At 53.3% G+C, this 22444-nt stretch carries 16 protein-coding genes; 6 read left to right on the top strand and 10 right to left on the bottom strand.

All coding sequences use genetic code 11. The features are described 5' to 3' along the window. Nucleotide 1: 1 nt before the first annotated feature. Both B5X72_RS15945 and B5X72_RS15940 read right to left on the bottom strand, forming a co-directional pair. On the bottom strand, nt 2-631 hold the full coding sequence (locus B5X72_RS15945; protein WP_079717921.1) for a response regulator: 630 nt from the start codon (nt 629-631) through the stop codon (nt 2-4). Nucleotides 632-711: 80 nt separating this feature from the next. Continuing rightward, nucleotides 712-2646, bottom strand: coding sequence for a tetratricopeptide repeat-containing sensor histidine kinase (locus B5X72_RS15940; RefSeq protein WP_079717920.1), 1935 nt, complete (start codon nt 2644-2646; stop codon nt 712-714). A 229-nt stretch (nt 2647-2875) separates the two neighbouring features. Here B5X72_RS15940 and B5X72_RS15935 point away from each other — a divergent pair, with 229 nt between their 5' ends. After that, complete coding sequence (locus B5X72_RS15935) at nt 2876-3592, top strand: LytR/AlgR family response regulator transcription factor (RefSeq protein ID WP_079717919.1); 717 nt, start codon at nt 2876-2878, stop codon at nt 3590-3592. Here the strand turns inward: B5X72_RS15935 and B5X72_RS15930 are convergent. Both B5X72_RS15930 and B5X72_RS15925 read right to left on the bottom strand, forming a co-directional pair. Further along, nucleotides 3587-4351: a carboxypeptidase-like regulatory domain-containing protein gene (locus tag B5X72_RS15930; protein WP_079717918.1), complete on the bottom strand. Its 765-nt coding sequence runs from the start codon at nt 4349-4351 to the stop codon at nt 3587-3589. The genes B5X72_RS15935 and B5X72_RS15930 overlap by 6 nt on opposite strands. Before the next feature lie 24 nt (nt 4352-4375). Next, nucleotides 4376-5698 carry a hypothetical protein gene (locus B5X72_RS15925; protein WP_217698154.1) on the bottom strand — a complete coding sequence of 441 codons (1323 nt, stop codon included), beginning with the start codon at nt 5696-5698 and terminating at the stop codon, nt 4376-4378. Nucleotides 5699-5918: 220 nt separating this feature from the next. Between B5X72_RS15925 and B5X72_RS15920 the strand changes: the two genes are divergently transcribed. From B5X72_RS15920 to B5X72_RS15900, 5 genes are read left to right on the top strand one after another with little or no spacing between them, the layout of a single operon-like run. Continuing rightward, the gene (locus tag B5X72_RS15920) at nt 5919-7247 is read left to right on the top strand and encodes an OmpA family protein (protein ID WP_176146243.1); all 1329 of its coding nucleotides are present in this window, start codon (nt 5919-5921) and stop codon (nt 7245-7247) included. A gap of 6 nt (nt 7248-7253) precedes the next feature. Further along, complete coding sequence (locus B5X72_RS15915; RefSeq protein ID WP_139378738.1) at nt 7254-8069, top strand: hypothetical protein; 816 nt, start codon at nt 7254-7256, stop codon at nt 8067-8069. A 40-nt stretch (nt 8070-8109) separates the two neighbouring features. After that, nucleotides 8110-8712, top strand: a complete 603-nt coding sequence (locus B5X72_RS15910) for a hypothetical protein (RefSeq protein WP_090974364.1) — start codon at nt 8110-8112, stop codon at nt 8710-8712. Then, complete coding sequence (locus B5X72_RS15905) at nt 8712-9866, top strand: serine hydrolase domain-containing protein (RefSeq protein ID WP_079717913.1); 1155 nt, start codon at nt 8712-8714, stop codon at nt 9864-9866. Before B5X72_RS15910 ends, B5X72_RS15905 begins: the two co-directional genes overlap by 1 nt. Then, entirely contained in the window at nt 9853-10770 is a 918-nt protein-coding gene (locus B5X72_RS15900; RefSeq protein WP_176146241.1) for a phosphate/phosphite/phosphonate ABC transporter substrate-binding protein, read from the top strand. The genes B5X72_RS15905 and B5X72_RS15900 overlap by 14 nt, the downstream gene beginning before the upstream one ends. A gap of 52 nt (nt 10771-10822) precedes the next feature. On the opposite strand, the gene B5X72_RS15895 is transcribed toward B5X72_RS15900, so the two are convergent. From B5X72_RS15895 to B5X72_RS15870, 6 genes are all read right to left on the bottom strand, one after another. Beyond that, nucleotides 10823-12286 carry a hypothetical protein gene (locus tag B5X72_RS15895; protein WP_079717911.1) on the bottom strand — a complete coding sequence of 488 codons (1464 nt, stop codon included), beginning with the start codon at nt 12284-12286 and terminating at the stop codon, nt 10823-10825. Next, nucleotides 12287-12490: a hypothetical protein gene (locus B5X72_RS15890; protein ID WP_139378737.1), complete on the bottom strand. Its 204-nt coding sequence runs from the start codon at nt 12488-12490 to the stop codon at nt 12287-12289. Between the two features lie 121 nt (nt 12491-12611). Further along, the gene (locus B5X72_RS15885) at nt 12612-15047 is read right to left on the bottom strand and encodes an ABC transporter permease (protein WP_079717909.1); all 2436 of its coding nucleotides are present in this window, start codon (nt 15045-15047) and stop codon (nt 12612-12614) included. A 20-nt stretch (nt 15048-15067) separates the two neighbouring features. Further along, nucleotides 15068-17467 carry an ABC transporter permease gene (locus tag B5X72_RS15880; protein ID WP_079717908.1) on the bottom strand — a complete coding sequence of 800 codons (2400 nt, stop codon included), beginning with the start codon at nt 17465-17467 and terminating at the stop codon, nt 15068-15070. A gap of 69 nt (nt 17468-17536) precedes the next feature. After that, nucleotides 17537-19873: an ABC transporter permease gene (locus tag B5X72_RS15875; RefSeq protein ID WP_079717907.1), complete on the bottom strand. Its 2337-nt coding sequence runs from the start codon at nt 19871-19873 to the stop codon at nt 17537-17539. Nucleotides 19874-20055: 182 nt separating this feature from the next. Beyond that, nucleotides 20056-22437 carry an ABC transporter permease gene (locus B5X72_RS15870; RefSeq protein ID WP_079717906.1) on the bottom strand — a complete coding sequence of 794 codons (2382 nt, stop codon included), beginning with the start codon at nt 22435-22437 and terminating at the stop codon, nt 20056-20058. Nucleotides 22438-22444 lie beyond the last annotated feature (7 nt).

Below are 22444 nucleotides of genomic sequence, written 5' to 3'. Positions count from 1 at the left end.
GCTAAATCAGCCCGCGTAGATACGCTTCCTTGACCAAGCCTGCTGGGTTTTTGATGTTCAGCTTCTGATTAAGGCTGTGCCGATGCGACTCCACCGTGCGCACGCTTAGAAACAGCTTATCAGCGATTTCCTGATTGGAATACTCATTGGCTATTAACGCCAGAATTTCGTTCTCCCGCTTGGTTAGTTTAATGATTGTTGATGGCCGTTTGCCCGAGATGGCTTGCTGCAAGATGGCCTGTTCAATCTGGCGGTCTAAAAATTGCTGGCCGTTGTATACCGCCTGGATGGCATTCAGGAGGTTCTGTTTGTCGGTTCCTTTGAGCAAGTAGCCCTTTGCACCGCTGCGTATCATCTTCCTGACGTAAACGACCTCGTCATGGTTTGTGAGCGCAATAATCGGCAAGGCAGGGTATTTTTTCAAGATTTCTGCACATAACTCAATCCCATTACTGTCCGGCAATTCGATGTCAAGCAACAAGACATCCGGCAGCTGGCGCTCCAATTCGGCGACGAGCTGTTTGCCATTGCCGGCGGTAAACAGGATAGGGCAATCCGGCTGATCACTCAGCATATGGGCCAGTCCGCTGATGATCAGCGAGTGGTCGTCCACGATTCCAATGGTAATCATAAGTGCATATCTCCTAAAGTTTTATGCAAATTTAAAGCAATTATCGCGCTGTCGTATCCGTATCACTACGGAAGATTGCGTTATCCGGAAAAGTGCGTTTCCAATCCGGTATCTGTAAGTTGCATCGCAGTAGCCGCATCAATTTCGATGTAGATGGACGTCCCTTTTCCGGGTGCGGAACGTACTTCGTGGCTGCCTTTCAGTAATTGTATTCTGGAGGCGAGGTTTTTCAGTCCCAGGCCGGTGCTTTTCGAGGCATCATGCTCAAATCCCCTGCCGTTGTCTTCAATGGTGATGGAGAGCCGTGGGCCGTCGCCCACGAGCTGCACGATACCTTCGGTGGCTTCGGCATGCTTCACGATATTGGTCACGGCTTCCTGGATGATTCGGTATAGCAAGAGCTCGGCGTCTTTATCCAGTTTCGGGAGTACTCCTACCACATAACACTCCAGTTGCAACCCCGGATGGTTCACACGCCTACAAAACTCCTGCACGGCCTGCTCAAACCCGTCGTTAAGTACCCGTTCCGGAGCCAGGTTGTGGGAGAGGTTGCGGATTTCCTGTACGGCGGTTTCGATCAGCTGCCCCACGAGTAGGTCGGTTTTGGTGTCTCCTCCCGGCCTTGCGTTAATGTGGAGTTTAGCCGCGGACAAGATGCTGGCAACGCCATCGTGCAGTTCGCGGGCGGTGCGCGCCCGCTCCTTTTCTTCACCGCGCAGTTGCGCTTCCAGCAGGCGGTTGGCCTGCTCCGTCGCCTCAGTTTTCCGTTTCTGTCGGCTGATTAGACGGTTGAATACCCATAACAGGACCGATATTGCAACCAGGGAGACAGATAAAATCACCCACTTATTCTTGCGTTCCAGTTCGCCGCGCTGTTTGCTGATTTGCAGGTCGCGTTCAGCAAGCGCCTTCTCTTTCTCGGAAGTCTGGTACTTCACTTCGAGCTCCTGTATGGCATTGTGGGTTTCCTGATTGCGTAGCGAATCGTTGATTTGTTCATACTGCTTCCGAAGCGCGAGCGCTTCTTTATAGTTACCCATAGCTTCCTTGATTTCCGCGCCCGAAAGGTACAGTTCAATAAGCTGAGGTTTGGCTAGTTCCCGTTCGGCCAGCATACGTGCGCGATCGAAATACGTATTGGCTTGGCCGTATTGCTTCATGCCGTTGTACACCGAGGAAATGCCCATGAGGATATACACTTCGTTGCCGGGAGGCGCTTTGGCCAGAAGCCGCTGGGCTTTTTTAAAGGTTTCCAGCGCGAGTGGATACCGTTTTTGCATACGATAGATATCGCCGAGGTTATTGTAAGCTTTCAGCTCCATCTCGGCGTCGCCCTGCGATTGGCCGACGGCCAGCAATTGCATGCCATGTTTCTCCGCGTCAGCCAGCTCACCGGCCATCGCTTCGGCTACCAGTAGGTTTATCAGGCTCCATCCGATAGCCAAGGTGTCTTGCAGCTGCTCAGCGATTTCGAGCGCTTTCACGGCATATTCCTTACCCTTCTTCAGATCGTTCATATCCAGCAGCAGCGAACTGAGGTTGTTGTAGTATTTCCGGCGATCCGAGAGATCGCGAGGGGTGGGGCTTTCGATTTCCGACGAAATTTCCAGTGCTTTCATCAAAGACTCGGCGGCTTGCTGCAACTTCCCCTGTGCTTGGTGTTGCAAGGATATGTTGTTGTAGGCATATCCTATGCGTTGCTTATCGCCTATGCGTTCACTTACTTCCAATTGCAATTCAGCCATTGTCATCGCCTCCTCGTACCGGATTTGGTGGTAAAGAAATACACAATAGTAGCCCGCAAACATCAGAAGTCCACGGTCGAAATTCAGCCGCTTCGCTAATTCTCCCGCTTTGCGGAAATCCCTTTCCGCAGCATCGGCCAGCCCCTGCTGTTGTTTTTCGTTAGCAGCTTCAATAAGCTGGAACACCCTGGCCGTATCCTGTTGTGCTACCTGTCCCTTGGTACTGGCAAGTACGAAAATCAAAAAGCACAGAAAGCTAAGCTGTTTCATGGTTAGTCAGTCATTTCCGTAAAAATACGCAGAGTAGACGATAGAACGATGCGGAATGTTACACTGGCCGTTTGCGTGGCGGCGAAGACGCTTGACGGGCTTGCGTAGTACTACGTAAATGCGCTTTATCGCATAACTTCGATGAATTGCGCAAGGCCTGCCGCTTACTTTTGTGTGCCTGCGGTGCGCTACGAGCACCGCACGTAGCATTTGAAAAAAGGAGGATAACATGAACACCATTTTAATTGCCGACCCCGAGCCGGTATGCCGCCAGCAAATCCGGCAACATATCGGCGGCCGTCCCGGATTTCGTGTGGTTGGCGAGTGCGGTAGCCCCTACGAGACCATCCGCTATGTCAATGCGCTGGAGCCGGATGTACTTTTTCTTGATGTACAGCTCGGAGGGGAAAGAGCGTTTGATCTGATACAGCAGGCCGACCATTTACCCAAGATCATCTTCACGGCCCGCAACGAATCCCATGCCCTGCGGGCGTTTGACCATCAAGCGCTGGATTACCTGTTGAAACCCTACGGCGCCGCGCGGCTCGATGCTGCCCTGCAAAAAGTGGTTAGCCGCCCTCCGGCGGATAGGCTGCCGGACCATACGTTTGCTTCTCACCCTTATCCAAAAAACCTTTTTGTGGAAGATGGTGGGCGTTTGCGGCGTATTGCCGTGAATGACGTGAGGTACTTCAAAGCCGCCGGCGACTACACCGTGGTGTTCACGGAGCAAGGGGAATTCCTGAGCTCATCAGGTATCGGGTCTATCGAGCGGAAGCTCGACCCCGCGCTATTTGTCCGCGTGCATCGGTCGTTTATTGTCAATATAGAACGTATCGATGCCTGCTACCGGGACATTGGTAAGCTATACCTGGTTATGGAAAACGGCCAGGAAATCAGTGTTGGCAAGCACTACATGAATCCCATCAAGTCGCTAATCTTATAGTGGTTCCCAATAGTATTCCACCATCGCGCAATTGTCGCATTGTTCAGCGATTTGCGGCTTGAACTGCAGATCGTACGTTTCACGGAATTCCGCGTCCGAGTTCCACGCCCTGAATTTTACGGGCCGCCCTTCGTAAGTGGCGGTAAGTTGGTATCGACCGATGGGAATATCCTTGATGTTATGTGCATCTTCCGCACGGCGGCGTATGACTTCCCCCGCGCTGCCGTCAATGAGCGGGCCTACCGGCGTAAAGACAAAGTCAATTGCCGTTTCCTCTATGTACACTCCGGGGAAATTGTCAATGGTCACCCATCCTCCGTAAATTCCCGATAGCGGTTGTGGCATGGTACCCGAAAGCTTCCATACAAAGTTGCGGACACCGCCTTCCGCGCCAAATCCAGCCGGATTCTCCGGGTGGAGGTACAATGAAAACGTATTGCCTTGGTAGCTGACATCATGCATAGCAAAAGCATACCAGGAACCGTTGGGTAACTTAATTTTATACCTGCCCTCAGCATCGGTATATGTCGAGAGATTCGAATTGAAAAAAATGCTGTGGTCCACAAGGATATGCACGCCTTGCAGCGGGTTGCCCGCCTGGTCTTTCACCGTTCCGGTCAGGTAGCCGGGCTGTGGCGTGCCATCGTCATCTCCTTCGGGGCCATCGTTGGCCTTTGAGCAGTTGGTAAATAGTTGAATGACAAAGCTGAATGTCAGCACAAAGAAAGTCCATTTCATCTGCGTGCTCATTTGTTTCATGGTGGTTATCTTTTTTAAAAATTATCAACTACGTTTAATTCTGAATTTAAACTCCACGGCCGTTGCTTCCGGAAGATCACAGCTTTGGTGGTCAACCGGATACAGGTTGCCCGTAAACGTTCCTTCGACATAATCCTCCACCGTACTGATGACGGCCGAGCCGTTGAAGACCTCTTTGTTGGTATCACATGAGCGATAGAAATTGGCGAAGCTGCGGCGGGTCTGTCCCTGGGATCTGGTCAGCGAAAAGAGCGACTGGCCATTTCCAAACCCACCGGGATACGTGCCCCGTCCGGCGCCGTTGCACTGCAAGGTCAGGTTTATCTGCTCGTTGTGCGTGCGGATGTACAGCGTGCCGTTTACCACGCGGGCATTGCCTAAATGGGCGAAGTCTTGTTCGGCACCGTTTAGCTTGAGCTGCACGAAGTTTTCGGGCATCAGGCGGATGGTTGTCAAGAGGATCATTTTGCCCAGCTTACGCCGGCCGTTGGGGGCGGTGGGGTCGCTGATGTAACCGTTCCTGCTTTCCACCTCCACCTGGATTTCCACGTTCGCTGCTTCGTTGACGGTTGTAGGGGCGGTGTAAATGGCGTCGCCGAGCAACAGATTGGTGTTGAGTTTCGGTTCCAGCGTGCCGGGGCCAGACACAATCCGCCAGCCGCTTACCGTGACATCCTTTGAAAAACCAATGTCGTCCATCGCGGCCAATGGCACACTATCGATCGTGCTTGCAGGCATCAATGCGCCAAGCACCTGTTCCATCAGCTTGAGGTTCGCCGTTTCCCCCGCCCGTGCGGTTTCTTTGTCCTGACGTAGCGACAGCATGTCGAACCACACCCAGTCGCTGAAGTGGTGCGTTTCTACGGTCAACAGGTGCTGTTGCGCATCGAGTGCCGTAGGCACGCCACACCATATACCGTCATTCCGTTGGAAAGCCACCATGCGGGCTGTCGGGTTGTCGCCATTGCCGGGTATATACGGGAAAGATACCTTGATGGGTTTCTTGAAATGGACACCTTCCGGCATGAGTCTAAACGCTTGTGCAGCAGAACCATCGTCCAGCGTGTTGCTAATGGGCTGGATGGCAAAGGTAGTCGGCTGCGCCACCGCTTCGGGCGGAACCTCCAGCCGTACAGCTTGCTCATATTGCAGAACGCCACCAGCGGGCCCGATAATCGCTGAAGCGGCACTGGCCGAAGGTTGACCTTTTGGCTTGGTTACCGGTTCGCCGAAAACCGGCGGCGCCTCATCATCTGCCGGCGCAGGGGTATCCTTGTTGCAAGACAAAGCCAACACAAGTGTTAGGTACCCGGCCAAGGTGAGCAAGGATGTTTTATGTCGTTCCATGATCAATTTTTGGCGCAAGTATCGCCGGTTTTTGTCTTTACTGAACAACACTTTCGACGAATCGCCGATAGCGCCGATGAACCGCTTTAAACCGCGATAGAAAATCCCATGACTTTCGTCGAAGCTATGGTGCATTCATGCCGCTATATTGCTGTTCATCGAAACGGACAAAGGCGATAAGGCAGCGGAGGTAACTTTGTGCCGATTAATGATCCGTGTTATGAAGTGTTTACAACGAACAACAGCGGCGATTGCCGCAGCTATAGGAATCGTATTCGGCATCATGCCCCTTCCTATACAGGCCCAGTCTATCCTGAACAAAATAAAGAACAGAGCGGAGCAGACCGCCACCCAGAAAGTATTGAACGAGACCGACAAGGCGGTATCGAAAGGGATGGATAAAGCCATCGAATCGGCAACGACTAAGCCGGATGGAGATACCCCCGAAACAGACGGCGCATCCGCTGCACCCGGGCCGGATACGGCTGCCAACAAGCAGACTGCCATCCACGCCTTCAGCAGGTACGATTTCGTGCCTGGTGACTCGGTATTGTACGCCAACGACTTCAGCGGCGAGGCCATCGGCGAATTGCCTACCGGATGGAACAGCAACGGCAGCTCGGTGGTGGTCTCGTTGGATGGACTGCCGGGCCAATGGCTGCGCATGGCGCAGCGCACCGTGGTATTGACGGACAACGAGCAGGCATTCGGGCCCGATTTTACGGTGGAGTTTGACATGGTGCTGCAAATTGATTTCAAGGGCTGGCTGCCTCCCTCATTCAAACTTGGTCTGTTGGCATCCGGGGCCGAGTCGACAACAGCCAACAAGCTGCTGTCCGACCCGAAGGGCGACAAGTCATTTTACTTGGAAATATCGCCGTTGTCGGATGCCGCCAACCTGATGCTGGAGAGTTATGAGAAGTATACCCGCCACTTTTACAGTCCGCCTAACAAGAACAAGGTCGCCCGCAGCTGGTACGGCAAATCATCGCACGTGGCGATTCAGGTGCAAAAGGAGCGGCTGCGCCTCTGGGTGGATGGCGAGAAGTTATACGATGTACCCAAGGGCATTCCGAAAGATGGCCAGCTCAACCAATTGTTTTTCCAACTGGGCAGCAGCCCGTATGAAGACGAACAGATAGGCGTATACGTCGGCAACATCAAAATAGCCAGGGGATTGCCAGATACCCGGCACAAGCTGGTAGAAGAGGGCAGGTTCAGCACCACAGGCATTTTGTTTGACACCGGTTCGGCCACCATCAAGCCTGAATCCGCCGGGGTGCTCAAATCCATCGCTGCGGTGCTTACGCAGCACCCGGATATCCGTGTTCACATTGTGGGCCATACCGATGCCGTGGGTGACGACGCCGCCAACCAGGCGCTGAGTGAGCGGAGAGCTGCCGCGGTGAAAGAAGCGCTGCAGGCCCAGCACCAAATAGACGGCGCCCGGCTGGAAGCCAGTGGCAAGGGCGAGGTGGAGCCGGTAGCTGACAACCAAACCGCAGCGGGCCGCGCACAAAACAGAAGGGTAGAATTTATCAAATTGTAAAATAGCATGATTACGTTAATGAAGATGAATAGGGTGCCGCATTATCTTTTGGTACTGTTGCTGCTGGCAGGGTGCAGCAAAGGGGAGGGGCCAGACTTGCCTGATCCACTGGAAGAGGGAAACGATTGGGATATCGTCATCCCTTCATCGAAAGACCAGCCGGGATTCGGCGATACGGAAGGCATTCCCGCAGGGACGCCCTGGCAGCTGCCCGAAGGCATCGAGGTGGTAGCCCGGCCGGACAAGCCGTTCAATCCGGACCTCGGACTGCTGCACGGCAGCCTGAACACGTTTTATGCAGACGTAAATTTTATTAACCGCTTGAATGTAACGGTGACCGTTGAGATACCGGGAGGGCTCATTTGCCTGTTCAAACACGAAGGACGCACGCAAAACGGTATCCTCACATCCACTGTGCGTCTCCAGGTGCCGCCCACCTATGTAGACGTAAGCACGCCCGCAGACACCACCACCGTATACCTCGGCTTGGGGTGCCTCAACTATTCCATGGCCTTCCCGTGGGAAGAAAACCAGCAGTGGGACACGCAGGACTATCCCATCGGTAAGGATATGTACGAACCCGGCGTGGTCACCACAGACCCGAATATCCGCAAGCTGCTGGATTTGCTGAAAGACTACCCCAAGCTACGGCTTACCCAGCATTACAATCCGCAGGAACTCTTCGACGAAGATTATGAAACTCCCGAGTGGCAGCTTATCTATACGCTGATTCAGGGTGCGCTATGGGAAATTACCGATGGGCCGGGGCTGACGCGAAAAGACTACCGCGAATTGGTTGCGGCGCTGGAGCCTTACAAGTAAGCAAATCTCGGCATCGTTATAACCGGAATGATTTAATACGATGAGATATCACCGCATAAGCCGCTGCATCCGGGTAATGACAGCCTCTGTACTGGCTTGCTTGATCAGCGGCACAGGGGCTTCAGGTCAAGCAATGTCCCAAAGGGGAGTCTGGCTGAAGGTCGGACTGTTCATGGAACAGATTGCCTTGCCCGGAGTTTCCGGCTTCAAGTACGGCATTAATCCCGGAATACAAATCGGCGCAGAATATCATTATGGCAGTCGGGGACGTATCGCCTTTTTCCATTCGGTAGATTATGCACTTTCAACGAACCGATCGTTCGGCACGAGCAACATGTTGACCACGCAATTTGGCCCTAAGTATGTACACGGGAACGCCGTCGTCAGCTTAGGCGTAGGCGGGGGATATAACCTATTCCGCCCTGCCAGCCCCGTCTATCGTACCGGCGGAGGCCATTATCACGCAAAGATATTCCAGGGAAAATGGGTCGGGGCCGCCGCCGCCAGCTATGGCCATCGGTTCGGGAAATTTGTGCCTTATGCCAGCTACGGATTTTATGTCGATTCGCCATTCATTAATTCCAGTTCCACCATCCTGCCGCACCAGCTTTTTCAGGTCGGCTTAAAAATGAATAGCCTATAATGAATATCCGACGGTTTAACTCATGGAGGATGGTCGCTTGTACGGTGTTTGGGGTTATGTCCTGCCAGCAGGAAGAGATTCCGCTGCCGGATTACAGCCCATGCTCGGCACGATACACCAACCATCCCCAGCATCAGCAGTATAGCCAGCTGCTACATACATATCAAGAACAGACGGCAGCACCCGGAAGTATTGTCGGTGTCAAGCAAATCGGCCAAGCCCCTTGGGTAGGCGCAGCGGGATACAGCAACCTGGCCCATCAGTCGGCGATGGATGCCTGTACACCGTTTCGGATCGGTAGCGTTACCAAGCTGTTTACAGCCACTGTTGTCCTAAAGCTGGCGGAGGCCGGGCTGCTCGGGCTGGACGACAAGATCACTACGCACCTGCCTGGATTGCGCGGCCAGCTTCCCCGGGCAGATGAAATAACCATCCGGCAGCTGCTGAACCATACCAGCGGATTAGGACACCCCACCGATGATGACATGAACTACCAGCTGGGATTGATCAATAATCCGGGTTATTTTGCAGATCTTACCACACGGCAACGCCTGCAGCAGTTTATTTATGGCAAGCCGCTTAAACATCCCCCCGGAAGCAGCACTTATTACAGCAATGCCGGATATTGGGTGCTGGAGTGGATGGTGGAAGCCGCTACGGACAAGCCGTTTGCTGAAAACCTGCAGGAACAAGTATTCGTGCCCTTGGGGCTTGTGGATACCTACCTGGCCAGGCGAGCCGACCCCAATGTCGCCCGGGGATATAATCGCAGTGGAAACCGCATCTATGACGTCACACGTTGGGATGCGGCCGACGGCGACGGTGATCCTGCCGCCGGCATTATCAGCACGGCGGCAGATCTGCTCACTTTCGGCCAAGCCCTGTTTGACGGCCGGTTGCTAAGCGCGCCGTCGCTGGAGGCGATGACCACGATTGCTGAAGCTCCTGGTTGCGATGATTGCGGATATGGCTTGGGTATCGAGCTGTGGAAAGTGGGGCCGTTTTCCGGTTACGGGATGAATGGCAGCTCGCTGGGCGTAGATGCCAATCTGATTTATTTTCCCGACCGGCAGATGGCTGTCGTGCTGTTTTCCAATTATGGCGGTGGGAACCGCAAGGATGTCATTGAAGATTTGTTACATGTCACGGATTAGTCACCTACTGTTTCTGTTGTGGTGTTTAACCCCCATGCAGGGGATCGCCCAATTGCGCGTCGCAACCTATCAATATGCCGGCAACAGCCGGGAGAACAACATCCGTCCGGCGGCTAATGTCGTCGCCGCAGCCATCGGCCAGACCGCAAAGGTGGCCAGCTACGCCGGCGTCCGCGAGTTGGTGGATGCCATCCAGCGGGATGAAGTGGATCTGGCATTTATCAATACGTTCGGGTACCTGCTGCTGGCGGCCGATTCCGCGGCTGCGACAGGCATGCCGCCGTTGGTCGTGTGGCAGCCACCCACGGGTGGCGTGGGAGACAATTACCGCTGCATTTTCATCGCACCGCAGGGCGGTCTTATAGCTGACTCGGCCGATATCGTGCGTTATGCTTCCGAACTTTCGCTGCTGTTGGTCAGCGAAGGCTCCACCTCAGGCAACCTGGTGCCGCGTATGGCACTATCTGCCTTGGGCATCGCGTACCCCGAGCAGCAATTCAAGACGGTGGTATACGGCGGCACCCATCAGGCCGCAGCCGGGCAAGTAGCCATGGGCAAAGCCGATCTTGGCGCAATCGGTAGCATTGCTTATGCCGATTTTGTGCGCGATACCACCAATCGCCCTATCCGGCTGGTCTGGAAATCTCCGGAGATACCGCTGGGTCCGGTGTTGGTGAGTAGCCGGTTTTCTGATCCGGAGCGGGAGCAGATGGCTGCCGCATTTACCAACCTGCACCGAAGCCATCCCGCAGCATTCGAGACGGCAAAACAGGGTTGGTCCGAAGCCCAGCATGTTCAAACCTATCAGCGTGTGCCTGCGGATTATCTCGATCGGCTGATGCGGCAATTCGGCGATATTGCTGAACTGAAACGTATCTTGGCCAAATTTCTGACTGGTGGATAAAGACGCCTCGTAATATTGGCTGGACGACCACCCGGATTCGAAGCGATACGTATCACATCAACACTGTAGTGCGCCTGTTGTTGGCATGGAAAAAGGCCGCTATCCCGAGGCGGAGGCTCGCTTTCGCATCGAGGTAAGGATTGCCCGCCACCCAGCCCGCGGTTTTGGCTTCGGCCGTAGCGACCACACGCCAGGTGTTGCCAAGCGAATAAGCCCCCTGCAACCGCAGCAGTCCGCCCGGCCTAGCCCTACGGTCATAAAAATCACCTGGTTGCAGCCACAGCATTGCCATCGGCTGCAGTAATAAGCGGTCGTCACCCATTAGGTCAAACGCATGAGGGCTCCGTTCCATCTCAATGCCCGGTAGTAAGCGATGTTTATTGCGGTACCCATGCAGGCTGAAGAGATATTGTTTATCCCGGTGGTCGATAAAAAAGTCGGCCGTCAGGTCATATCCAAACGAATTGAGGTAGTGCCTTACCGCAACGTTGAATGCGGTCTGGTCATTTAACCGGATGCGGTTAATGCCGATCATGAAGGGTGAGACGAAGTTGAGGTATTGCAGATTGCCCATTCGCTTCAAATACCGGAGTTCTTCGCCGGTCAGCGCCGTCGTTTTGATAGCGCGGTCTATTCCCACCCCGCTCGGGTGCCGTCCCCGTGCTTCATATGGTTCGTCCGGGCGGTGCAGGTCGTACACCCACGGCGTAAAGTCCCATCCCACGAAGTCGCGGTCGGCCACCGCCAGCCCATGAGCGTTCATACTGTCGATGCTCGCATTGTAGCCGATCCGTTTGAACTGGTTTACATAGTCGATGGCGTGCTTTGTCAGTAGGATGTTCAGTGCAATGTTAGCATGCTTAGCGCCACCGAAAAAATTATCCTTTTGCAGCCCCCGTAACAGTAAAAATTCACTTTCGATTCCAGCAGCAAAACTACGTACCAACTCTTGGGGAGCATCTTTTTTCATCCGGATGAGGTCTTCGTCTTTTACGCGGCTTACGGAGCCGTTGGCCAATCCACCGTTGAGGCGGTTATACGTTTCGTCGTACGAGGAAAGGCCCCGTATGGTCAATCCGGCTCGATGAAACTCCTCATGCAGCCATTGGGCTGAAAATACCACCCCGTAATAAGTGAATACATAGTCAACCAACCCCGAAGTAACATTGGCAGCAATGCGGTTATACACATGCTTCCGTTTGCTGTCAGGGCGGATGATGCCGTGCCAGAGCTTGTTGTTGAAGTGGTAGTTTACACGGTGCAGGTTCTGGGTTACGGCAAGTGCCTGCTGCATGGAGTAGCTATCAAACAGTTCCCCGGCCAGTGCCGCATCCCGTTGGAAAGGCATATCCAGCAAGGGGAGGTCAATTTGCATGGGATAGTTTCCCCTGGTGCCCTGTTCCTTCGTTTGCCCGTACCCGGTCACGGCAAAAAGGGGCAGCAATAGGCAGAGGCCAGCCCAAACCGGTTTCGTCGCCCTCGCCAACGAAGCCAAGACGTTTATGAAGTGTCTCATCTAGTCGAGGGCAAGCAAAGAAAATAAATGAGCTTCCAATGGCGGGAAGTCGTGGAACCGCTCTGCGTTGATTTGCTTAACGGGGACATCGTGCTTGGGCATCGCTGATGCCTCCTGTTGCTTATGCATGGACGCACGTGCTTCAGCCAAGCGCGCAAACATTTCCATATAATCGCTGGGCGAGTCAATAGCTTTCTTTTTCATTATCGTATCCATTTTTAGCAAAGCTAAAGGGATATTGCTACGGGTTCGGCGTTTTTCGACAATATGCAAGGAGAGCCGATAAAGCCTTCATGGTGAAGATAAATGGTCGCTGCCGACCCATTTATTCATCCCGCAGTGCATCCACAGGATTGGCCACGGCCGCCCGTATCACTTGCCAGCTCACCGTGAGTAGGGCAATCACTATTGCGGACAAACCAGCCAAGGCAAACATCCACCACGCGATGTCGATTCGGTAGGCAAAATCCTCCAGCCATTCACTCATCGCCCACCAGGCAAGGGGTGAAGCGATCACCAGCGCAATGGCAATCAGTTTTACGTAGTCCAGCGAAAATAATCGGACGATACTTGCTACGGACGCGCCCAGAACCTTGCGGATACCGATTTCTTTGGTGCGTTGGAAGGCCGTGAGCGTAGCCAGGCCAAACAGGCCAAGACAGCTGACAAAGATCGCAATTGCCGTGGCCAGGTTAATCAGTTTGGCGATCTGCCGTTCCTGCTGGTACAGCGCCTGCAGTGCTTCGTCATAGAAGCGGTATTGAAACGAATGGGCCGGATAAAAACTGCTCCATTGCTCCGCCACGGCATTTAGCGTTGCCTGCCATTGTTGCCCCGGACTCCGGCCGTTCAGCTTGATGTTGAACGTATACAGCTGGCTTTTTTCCGACATCAATGCCAGTGGCCCGATCGGTGTATAAAAATCCAGCGTATGGAAATCTTTCACCACCCCTACGATGGCGTGCTGGCTGTTGCCTCGTTGCGCGAATGGCTGGCCGATGGCATCCTGAGGCGTGGCGAAGCCAAAGAGTCTGGCAGCAGACTCGTTGATGATGTATTCACTGACGGTGTCGGTCTGGCGGATGTTGCGCCCGGCCAGCAGTTCCATCCCATACAAACCCAGGTAGGCCGAGTCTATCCATTTCCTTTCCACCATATGCTCTCCGGCGGCGTCATACTGAAACGGCGCAAATGAACCTCCCGGAGCGAGCGGAATTGTTCCCAATGCAGCATTTTCGACCCCCGGGATGTTCCGGAGCTCGCCCAATAGCGTGAATTGCTTGTCGCGGTAGCGTGGATCGCTCAGGTATTTCCAGGGGACACTCACCAGCACAATAGCGTCTTTGTTGAACCCCATATCGGCTTTCAGTGTATGACGCAATTGCGCACCGACGATAATCGTACACGTGATAAAGACCAGCGCAATGAAAAACTGGAAAACAATCAGCACTTTTTGCAGGCTGAACCGGCCCGGCAGTGCGCTCAGTTTAGAATTTTTCAACACGACGACGGTTTTTACCCTCGCAATGAGCCAACTCGGGTAGAGGCCGGCGCACACGGTGATGAACAACACCACGCCGAGCGTGAAGACAAAAAATAGCAAAACGCCACCGTAGGGTGTCGCGCCTGCCGGAATGATGTCATCCAATACCACAAACCCCAATCGGCTGAACGCGAAAGCAAGGATGGAGGCGATAAAAGCGGTTACCGCTGTTTCACTTAGAAACTGGGCGATCAGGTGCGACCGGCCTCCGCCAAGCGTCTTCCGTACGCCTATCTCCTTCGCCCGTACAGGAATCTGCGCCACGCTCATGTTGATGTAGTTGATGCAGGCGAGGATCAGCAGAAAGGCGCCGATACCGACCAGGCCGTACAGCACCGGCTTGCTCGTCTTGGGGACACCGAAGTAGTCGCTTACACCGGTCGCGAAATGAATGTCATTTACGGGCAGCAGCTCATAGGTTTTACCCCGTTGCAGCTCACTTCCCCGTTCTTCCGCAAAAGCTTTCCAATGCCGCGCATCAAGCTCGTTGATCAGTTGCAATGTGGCTTCCACATCCGTTTCCGGTTTGAGTTGCAGGAAAAGTTTATCACTGCCGTTGGTGTTGGTCCACATATACATTTCGTACGTTTGCTCACGCAGCGCAAAAAATTCCTGCGCGGTAAATTCGGAAGGCATGTCGTAATCGGCCACCACGCCGGTTACGGTCCGCCGCACGGTATCCCGTCCGTAATACTGGATGGTTTGGCCCACGATGTGCTCCGGATTGGCTCCAGGGAAATATTCTTTGGCCCGGCTTTGGGTAAGCACCACATTTCCCGGTGCATTCAGCGCTGTTGCCTTGTCTCCCGCAAGCCACGTATACGGCAGCATGTTAAAATAAGAAACATCCGTGGCGATCACCTTTTGCGGATCTTCCTTTACAAAAATTTCATTGCCATCACGTTTGATTTCAGCGCTGTTCACCCATTGGTAAAATACGGGGACCACCTGTTCCAATCCCGGGATTTCAGCCCTGATTCCTTGGTACAGCGGCGCACCTACCCCGCCCATTTTATCATCGCTTGAAAAAGCGGAGATGACTTGATAGATGTTTTCCTTATTGGGTAATTTAGCATCATAGCTGAACTCGTGGTCAACGATGCGGTAAATCATCCAGCAGGCACTGATGCCGATGGCGAGGCCCAGCATATTCAATGCGGTAAAGAGACGGTTGCGCCAGAGGTGGCGCAATGTGGTTTTGAAATAGTTCTTGATCATCTTTCTGGCTTATTGCAAAATCATTCATCCCTAAGGCTGTCCACCGGATTGGCCACCGCTGCGCGGATGGCTTGCCAGCTAACTGTCGCCAATGCAATCACCACGGCCACGGCTCCGGCCATGGCAAACATCCACCACTGGGCGTCGATACGATAGGCAAAATCTTCCAGCCACTTGTTCATGAGCCACCAAGCCAGAGGGGCCGCGATGCCGATGGCAAAAAACACCAGCTTAAGGAAATCTTTCGAGAGCAATTGCACGACACTGCTTACAGAAGCGCCCAGCACCTTGCGAATGCCGATTTCCTTGGTGCGCAGTTCGGCTATGTACATGGATAGTCCCAAAAGCCCCAGGCATGAGATAAAGATGGCGATACCGGCGAAAATACCGAAAAGCAGTTGCTGTGTCTGTTCCCGCTCGTACAGCGCGCCGAACCGGTCGTCCAGAAATTCATAGCGGAAGGGGTTGTCCGGAAAGTGGGCTTTCCAGACGGCTTCCAGATGGCTCAGGGCGGTTCTGGCGTCACCCTCCGTGAGACGAACTGTCCACCAGGAATAGCCCGCCGTCTGCATACCCATCGTCAACGGCACCACCTGCTGGTGCAGCGATTCAAAATGGAAATTTTTGGTCACGCCGATAATCGTACCCTTCGCGTCGCCATAGGCAAACGTGTTCCCAATGGCCTCCTCGGGAGTAGCCCATCCCAGCATTTTCACAGCCGCTTCGTTGAGCAGGAAGGCGCCGGTTCGGTCAGACGGACGCGCATTGGAGAAATTGCGCCCAGCCGCTAGCTCGATTTGGTAGGTAGGAATAAACCGTTCATCGATGGCCAATCCCTTGATGATGGCACCTACCGGTGCCAGCTCGCCGCCCCGCGTTACCGAGGCCCCCTGGCCGTCCAGCAACCTGCTGGTGGGGATGCGTGAAGAACGGCCGATATCCATAACGGTGTTATGCTGGAGCAACTGCTGCCTGAAGGACGCAAAGGACGTTGAGTCGCCGGCAGCAGGCATCAGCACCACCTGTTCCTTGGAGTAGCCCAGCTTGAAATCTTGTATATGTTGCATCTGTTGGTATACAATGATGGTGCAGCTAATCAGCAGCACGGCTATGGAAAACTGAACGGTGACGAGTACCTGCTGCAGCACGCCTTTCTTGACATCCGTAGCCACTTTGCCCTTGAACACCTTGATGGGCTGGAAAGCCGTGAGGAAAAAAGCAGGGTAGCTGCCCGCCACCAGTGCGGTAAACGCCGAGATGCCCAGGAGGACCAACGCAAAGGTAGGTGTCAGCACCTCCGCAAAGGAAAGGCTCTTCCCCGAAAGGTCATTCAGCAACGGCAAGCCAATCGCCACCAACGCAACCGACAGCGCAGTGGCAATAATCGTGTACAAGAGCGATTCGGCCAGAAACTGCCGAATTAGTTGGCCGCGTAGGGCGCCCACCACCTTGCGCATGCCCACCTCTTTGGCCCGCTTGGCCGAACGGGCCGTGGTGAGGTTCATGTAATTAATGCAGGCGATGATGAGGATGAAAAGCGCGATGGCCGAAAAGAAATATACGTACCGGATATCCGATGTCGGTTCGATTTCCGAGTCGGTATGCGAATGTAGGTGGATGTCCGTTAGCTTCATCAGGTGCAATAACGAATACTTCGACGTATGTTCGCCCATATGTTTGTCCTGAAAGGCCGGAAAGGCATCGATTAATCGCTGGGGGTCGTACCCTTCAGGGAGCAGCAGGTAGGTGTTGAAGGCGTTATTGCCCCAGTTGGTCCGAAGGTTCTCCGTGCCGTAGATGGCCTCGTCGTTCAGTGTAGCGAACGATATCAGCATATCAGGGTGCATGGTCGACTGGGACGGCAGGGAGGCGAATACCCCCGATACCATGAATTCCGCCTGGTTGTTTACACGCACGGTCTTACCTACAGGATCCGTGTCGCCGAAATATTTTTTGGCCGTGGGAGCCGACATGAGTATAGTATACGGATCTTTCAGGGCCGTATGGGCATCCCCTCGGGTCACATCCACGGTGAAAACGTCAAAGAAGCCATCCTCGGCAAAAAATATCCGATCTTCGTTGAACACGTTTTCGCCGTACCGAATGGTTGCACTCGTCTGCAGCGTCCGCACTACGCGTTCTATTTCGGGGAAATCCTGCGCAATTAACGGCCCATAAGGTGGGGCCAGTTGGGCCAGGTGCAGGCTTGTCGACCCATCGTCGGACAGGAACTCCCGAGACACCCGGTAAATCCGATCGGCCTTTTCATGGAAGCGATCATAATTCAGCTCGTCGTTTACGTATAGCGCAAGCAAGAGAAAGGCGGTTAGCCCAAGGGCTAGGCCCATAATGTTGATGGCAGAAAATACCTTGCCCCGCACGAGGTTGCGCCAGGCGATTTTGAAGTGGTTTGTAAGCATTTTGTTTACTTTTTGAGATTTTAGCTATCCGCTTTGGCGGATGGTTTTCCTATTCTTTATCCCATTTCATCACTCATCGCGCAATGATTCCACCGGATTGGCAAGTGCCGCCCTGACGGCCTGCGAACTCACGGTAACAAGGGCAATAAGCAGTGCACCCACGCCTGCCAGCCCGAACACCCACCAATGCAGGTCGGTGCGGTATTGGTAGTTGCCCAGCCAATCGCTCATGACCCACCACGCGACCGAAAATGCCACGGTGCACGAAATCAGTACGAGCACGACAAATTCACGGTTGAGCAATCCCACCAAGGACGCAACGGATGCACCGAGCACCTTGCGGATGCCCATCTCCTTGGTACGCCGTTCGGCAGTGAAAGCCGCGAGGCCGAACAGGCCGAGGCAGGAGATGATGATGGACAGCATGGCAAATACGCCCGCCAGTTTCTGGATAAGCATCTCGGACTTGAATATCTCATTGAACTGTTCATCCAGAAAACCATATTCGAACGGATAACCCGGATTATTCACCTTCATGATTTCTTCAATCTGGGAAACGGTTTTCGGGAGATCCGCACCCACACTTGTCTTGATGTTCAATAGCCCTCCCGATAGGTTAAAAGGACGGAAGAAAACCGGTGCCGCAGGCGCATAAACATCATTGTATATAAAGTCTTTCACCACCCCGGCGACGAGGTACGGATCGCCGTCCCAATAGACCGTTTTCCCGGCGGCCTTGCCGTCAGGGCTTATATGTTTAGCGAAAGCTTCGTTGATGATGATACTGCTGCTGTCGCCCAGCATCCCCGGCCGGAAGTTACGGCCATCCGCCAGTTCCATGCCCATCGTCGGGATAAAACCATCATCGGCCCATTGGTAGTACAACGTCACCTGTTCGTTTGGGTCCTTCCCTGCCCAGTCCATGCCGGTCCGTACCCCGATATGAAGGACGCTTCCGCTGCTCAACCCGATACTTTCCACATTACCCGTGGCCATGAGTTGTTGTTTAATGGCATCGTAGCGCTTGGTCATTTCGCCACGTAACGGCACGGTGACCACCTGGCTGCGTTCAAACCCCAGGTCGCGGCCTTTCACATGCTGGATCTGCTGGAAGATGACGACCGTGCAGATGATGAGTGTAATCGAGGCGGTATATTGCAATATCACCAACCCACGCCGTATAAACCCTGTCGCGCCCACATTTTGCTTGGCCCCTTTCAGCGTCGTTATCGGATTGAATGCGGAAAGGTAAAATGCGGGATATATGCCCGACAGGATGCCGCAGGCCAAAACGATGCTGATGAGGAAGTAGCGGTGAGAGGGTTTAAGCAGGTCGACCACCAATTCCTTCTCGACCAGGCTGTTGAACGCACCGATAGTCAAAAAAATGAGTCCAATCGCCAGCAAGCCGGCTATCGCCGCCAGAATAATTGACTCTCCCAGAAAACGGCCGATGAGCGAGACTTTTGATGCACCGACGACCTTGCGCATGCTGACTTCCTTGGCGCGTTTTTCAGAACGTGCGGTGGCAAGGTTCATGAAATTGATGCAGGCAATCACCAGTACCACCCACGCAATCAGGCTAAACAGCCGGACATACTTCATGCGGCCTTCCTGTTCGTTGCCCTCCTCGTCGAAACTATTGTACAGCCGCCAGCGCTCCATCGGATAGAGGAAATTGCCAGCATCGGCATTACCTGTTTTACGCGAGACCAAATCATTGAGCATGCGGTTTACGTCAGCTATAGCTGCTGTGGGTTCCAGCCGGACATAAGTCATGACCACGGCATTGCGCCAATCCCTGACCCAGGCGTTTTCTTTTTCAAACGTTTCGAATGGCACAAGCCAGTCAAACTGGATCGTGCTGTTGGTAGGCAAGTCTTTTACCACGCCGGAGACCATATAGTCCTCCTTCCCGTTGACGCGCACCGATTTGCCAAGTGCGGGCACGTCGCCGAAGAGACGTTTGGCGGCAGATTGCGAGATGACCAGGTCATTGGGGCTATCCATGGCCGTGGCCTTGCTGCCTTCTACAAATTCCAAAGAGAAAATATCCATAAATTCGGGGTCGGCAATGTGACCGTTCTGGTAAATGCCGTTGTCGCCTACCGTGAATAAATATGAGCCCCTCCAATTTGCCCGTGCAACGTGTTTGATTCCGGGGATATCGGCCTTCATTGCCGGACCTAAGAGGCCGGAGTGGGCATCCCCGCCCTGTTTTGATTTGGTGATGTAGATATGTTCCTTGTCGAGAAAATGGTTGTCGTATCCCATTTCGTCGGCAATCCAAAGGAAAATAAGCGATGCCGCGGCTATGCCCACGGCAAGGCCGAAAACGTTGAGTGCGCTGTAGCCCCTGGTCCTCCAGAGATTTCGCAGGGCGATTGTGAAATAATTCTTGATCATTTTATTCAGTGTTCAGTGTTCGGTGGTCAATGAACAGTGTTCCGTGACCTGCCGTTGTTCGTCATTAGTCGCAAACGTCTTTGTTCATTTATCCTTGTTCCTTCGACCGTTGTTCCAGTATCGTTCTCCGTTCTCACCAGCCAACGGCAATCCATCACTCACCGCTGGCCGGCCGTCACCAATCACTCATCCCTCAACGAATCCACCGGATTGGCCGTTGCAGCTTTGATGGATTCATAACTGACAGTCACCAGCGCGACGATGAAAGCCAAGCAAGCTGCTACGCCGAAAATCGTCCAGTTGATGTCGATCCGATAGGCAAAGGTATCCAACCACTTGGATGCACCGTACCATGCCAAGGGAATCGAGATGGCCACGGCCAAAGCCAACAAGCCGATGAAATTTTTTGTCAGCAAATAGACTATGCCAGTGACCGACGACCCTAATACCTTACGGATGCCTATTTCCTTGATGCGTTTTTCGGCCATGAAAGCAGATAACCCGTATAGGCCAAGGCAGGAAATAAAAACACCCAACGCGGCAAATAGGTAAAACAGGTTGCTCAGCCGGTGTTCACTTTCGTATAGTTTGTCCAACTCCTGGTCAACAAACCCGTACGAAAAAGGGAAATTGGGATTGATATCAGCGTTGATTTTCTCCAATGCGCTAAGGGTAGCCTCCAGTTGCTGCGGTTGTGCCTTGACCACGAACATTCCGCCCCAATTGTTATAAGAAAGTATCAGGGGTTCGATGGCTTGGGTAGCGGGCTTGAAATTGAAGTCCTTCACCACCCCGATGATCTGCCCTTTGTTCCCCCATAAAGCGAACGGCTTGCCGATCGCCTCTTCAGGAGCATATCCGATAATGCCCGCCAATTTTTCATTGATGATGTAATTGCTCGAGTCGTTGTGTTGTTTGGAGAAAGGCCGCCCTGCCACCATTTCCATATCAAATACCTCGATAAAGTTCTCCCCTACGTCCATCATGGGCACAATCAGCTCCGAATCGGGATCCTTTCCCTCGTATTGAAAGTCTACGGTGCCGCTTTTCAGATTCGATGGCAGCATATCAATGACGGTGAAATCCGATGTTAGCGGATGGTTGGCTAATGCATCTTTATAGGCAGCCTGCTTACCCCACACTTCACCGTTCATTTCTACATAGACCAGGTTGGATTTGTCAAAACCAAGGTTTCGGTTCTTCACAAAGCTGAGCTGTTTATAGATGACGATTGTTCCAACCAAGAGGAATATGGACACGACAAACTGCACAACCACCAACGTGTTTCTAAACACGACATGACCATTTTTGCCCGCAGTCGGCGCGCCTTTGAGTACGCTCGCAGGGACAAAGCCCGATAGGTACAAAGCCGGATAACTTCCCGAGATCAATCCCGTGAGCAGCGCGATGCCTAACATAGCGGCTAATATGTTGATATCAAACAGGCGGATTTCCAACGTCTTGCCGATGAGTGTATTGAAGCCGGGCAATGCCAACCACACCAACCCTATTGCAATGAAAAGAGACACGAACGTGATCAGGAGTGACTCACCCATGAACTGGGCGATGAGTTGCACCCGTTCGGCACCAACGACTTTCCTTAGTCCTACTTCCTTTGCCCGGCGGGCCGATCGCGCCGTGGAGAGATTCATGAAATTGATGCACGCAACGACCAGCATGAAGACCGCGACCATGAACAGGGTATCCACATACCGGCTGTTGCTACGTCCTGCCAAGTCTACCTGCAGGTTGGTGGAGTGCAAGTGGATGTCGCCCAATGGCTGAAGTTTGAACGTTGTTTTTAGCATCGAGCCATCCACGTGTGCCCAGAAGATTTCCTGTACTTGCCGCTCGATATGATCAACGGAAGCTTCAGTATGGACAAACGAGTCATCCATCTTGAGGTATGCATAGTTGACAAAATTCCGCCAATCCTGTTTCGCATCGTGCATCCAGCTGTCGTGTTCGATCTGTTCCATCGGGAGCAGGTAGTCGAATTGCAGGTGGGAGTTGCTGGGAAGGTCGGCGAGTACTGCCGTGATGGTCAACGGCCGTTTATTTTCCTGTATCAAGGATTGGCCAACGACCTCGGTATGCCCGAAATACTTTCTGGCCATGCTTTCCGTGATCAGGATGGCGTTTGGCATGTTGAACGAGTGTTGTTTTTCTCCGTCTACCAATGCGAATGAAAAAAAGTCCCAGAATGTACTGTCGACGTAAAAGCCCCCTTTTTCCTCGAAGCGATTGCCCTCATGTTCAAACGTGTACTTTACCGGATGGCTAAACCGCAAGTAATTGTCGACAGCGGGCAGCTTTTCGAGCAGCTCCGGAGCAAGCGGGGGAGGCGCCACTGCAGCCCTGAAGTCTTCGGATAGACTGCTTGTAATCCGGTAGATTTTCGACGCGTTTTCGTGGAAACGGTCGTAGCTCCGTTCGTTGGCAACCCATAGCAGTATCAGGATGCTTGATAACAGACCGATGGATAGCCCGGAAATATTTAAGAGCGAATACGCTTTGTAACGCCAAAGGTTGCGAAATGCGATTTTGAAATAGTTCTTTATCATAGCAAAA

This window comes from Parapedobacter luteus (genome assembly GCF_900168055.1).
GTDB classification, from domain to species: domain Bacteria; phylum Bacteroidota; class Bacteroidia; order Sphingobacteriales; family Sphingobacteriaceae; genus Parapedobacter; species Parapedobacter luteus.
This window is presented reverse-complemented; position numbering and strand designations above follow the sequence as displayed.

Excerpts from the sequence above, each read along its gene's own strand:
- B5X72_RS15920 (WP_176146243.1), top strand. The coding sequence starts at position 5,919 with ATGAAGTGTTTACAACGAACAACAGCGGCGATTGCCGCAGCTATAGGA.
- B5X72_RS15930 (WP_079717918.1), bottom strand. The coding sequence starts at position 4,351 with ATGAAACAAATGAGCACGCAGATGAAATGGACTTTCTTTGTGCTGACA.
- B5X72_RS15875 (WP_079717907.1), bottom strand. The coding sequence starts at position 19,873 with ATGATCAAGAATTATTTCACAATCGCCCTGCGAAATCTCTGGAGGACC.
- B5X72_RS15945 (WP_079717921.1), bottom strand. The coding sequence starts at position 631 with ATGATTACCATTGGAATCGTGGACGACCACTCGCTGATCATCAGCGGA.
- B5X72_RS15870 (WP_079717906.1), bottom strand. The coding sequence starts at position 22,437 with ATGATAAAGAACTATTTCAAAATCGCATTTCGCAACCTTTGGCGTTAC.
- B5X72_RS15895 (WP_079717911.1), bottom strand. The coding sequence starts at position 12,286 with ATGAGACACTTCATAAACGTCTTGGCTTCGTTGGCGAGGGCGACGAAA.
- B5X72_RS15880 (WP_079717908.1), bottom strand. The coding sequence starts at position 17,467 with ATGCTTACAAACCACTTCAAAATCGCCTGGCGCAACCTCGTGCGGGGC.
- B5X72_RS15925 (WP_217698154.1), bottom strand. The coding sequence starts at position 5,698 with ATGGAACGACATAAAACATCCTTGCTCACCTTGGCCGGGTACCTAACA.
- B5X72_RS15935 (WP_079717919.1), top strand. The coding sequence starts at position 2,876 with ATGAACACCATTTTAATTGCCGACCCCGAGCCGGTATGCCGCCAGCAA.
- B5X72_RS15890 (WP_139378737.1), bottom strand. The coding sequence starts at position 12,490 with ATGAAAAAGAAAGCTATTGACTCGCCCAGCGATTATATGGAAATGTTT.
- B5X72_RS15940 (WP_079717920.1), bottom strand. The coding sequence starts at position 2,646 with ATGAAACAGCTTAGCTTTCTGTGCTTTTTGATTTTCGTACTTGCCAGT.
- B5X72_RS15900 (WP_176146241.1), top strand. The coding sequence starts at position 9,853 with ATGTCACGGATTAGTCACCTACTGTTTCTGTTGTGGTGTTTAACCCCC.
- B5X72_RS15905 (WP_079717913.1), top strand. The coding sequence starts at position 8,712 with ATGAATATCCGACGGTTTAACTCATGGAGGATGGTCGCTTGTACGGTG.
- B5X72_RS15910 (WP_090974364.1), top strand. The coding sequence starts at position 8,110 with ATGAGATATCACCGCATAAGCCGCTGCATCCGGGTAATGACAGCCTCT.
- B5X72_RS15915 (WP_139378738.1), top strand. The coding sequence starts at position 7,254 with ATGATTACGTTAATGAAGATGAATAGGGTGCCGCATTATCTTTTGGTA.
- B5X72_RS15885 (WP_079717909.1), bottom strand. The coding sequence starts at position 15,047 with ATGATCAAGAACTATTTCAAAACCACATTGCGCCACCTCTGGCGCAAC.